The organism is Ideonella sp. P3_A4, from assembly GCF_056403075.1.
The window spans coordinates 1-1,010 of sequence record NZ_JBFUGE010001178.1 but is presented as its reverse complement, the minus strand read 5'-3'; the positions used below and the strand labels follow the sequence as shown (position 1 = coordinate 1,010).

2 protein-coding genes are annotated in these 1,010 nt (G+C 60.1%); both read left to right on the top strand.

Annotation, left to right across the window (positions count from 1 at the left end; genetic code table 11):
- Window positions 1-295 (top strand): GNAT family N-acetyltransferase (locus AC1DYI_RS36775; protein ID WP_477209014.1); only part of this gene is annotated, 295 nt, incomplete at its 5' end.
- Between the two features lie 103 nt (window positions 296-398).
- Window positions 399-806, top strand: a complete 408-nt coding sequence (locus AC1DYI_RS36770) for a hypothetical protein (protein WP_477209013.1) — start codon at window positions 399-401, stop codon at window positions 804-806.
- Window positions 807-1,010: the final 204 nt, after the last annotated feature.

The window sequence follows — 1,010 nt, the reverse complement described above, 5'->3', positions numbered from 1 at the left end:
GCCCAAGACCAAGCACAAGGCTCACATCATTGGCATGTATGTCTTGGAGTCCTCGCGGGGCAAAGGCATTGGTTGCCAGCTGTTGTCCACTGCCGTCAAGCATGCCCGGGCATGTCCTGGCGTTTTGGTTATCACGCTCACCGTCACTGAGGGCAATGCTCCTGCCATTGCGCTCTACGAATCTGCGGGGTTTCGCTCGTTCGGTGTCGAGCCTATGGCGATTCTTACGCCCTCCGGGTACAAAGCCAAAGTCCACATGTGGAGGGCGGCTGCCAATGAGAGCTCTGCGGCCTAACCCCTCCGTCAAGGGGACGTCCCGCAAGCGGGCCGCCCCTTACGTCGAACGTTAAGCCGCAAGACCGCAGTCGTGTTGTACTAGCCAGGGAGCTAATGACACCGTGAACTTGGAAGAAGCGCGCCGCTTAGGTACGGAACTCGAGCTTGTTGCTCGCAGTAGCCTACAGACTTTGCTCGAACATATGGGCGGCGCTGTAAACCCCCTTCGGAACTCGGTCGAGAACGGTGTCCACACTTTGTGGCTTGAACTTGTCCCGTCGGAGAACAGCATCGACGATGCAGTCTCCCGCTACGCCGCAATCTTTGACGCGCTGCCACCAAAGCAGCGAGCAGTATGGGACAGTTGCATCGATCGCTGCGTCAACGTAGGGCTTCAGGCCGGATTCCACCCCCACGCCTTTCCGTTGCTGGCTTCGTGCAACGCCATTGCTGAACTCGCACGCCTACGGCTGCGGCTTCAGATCACTCTGTATGCGCCCGACCCAAACCCGCCGGCGACGGACCACTAAGCTCTCAGCACTGCGGCCTAACCCCTCCGTCAAGGGGACGTCCCGCGGCAAGCCGCAGGCCGCCCCTTACGTCGAACGTTAAGCGGCATGAAGCATCACCCCATCGAGTCGCAGATTGACGCGTTCCTCGCGAAGTACTCGCCCGAAGTGAGTGCGCAGCTTTGCGGCGAAGTACTCGCCCGAAGTGAGTGCGCAGCTTTGCGG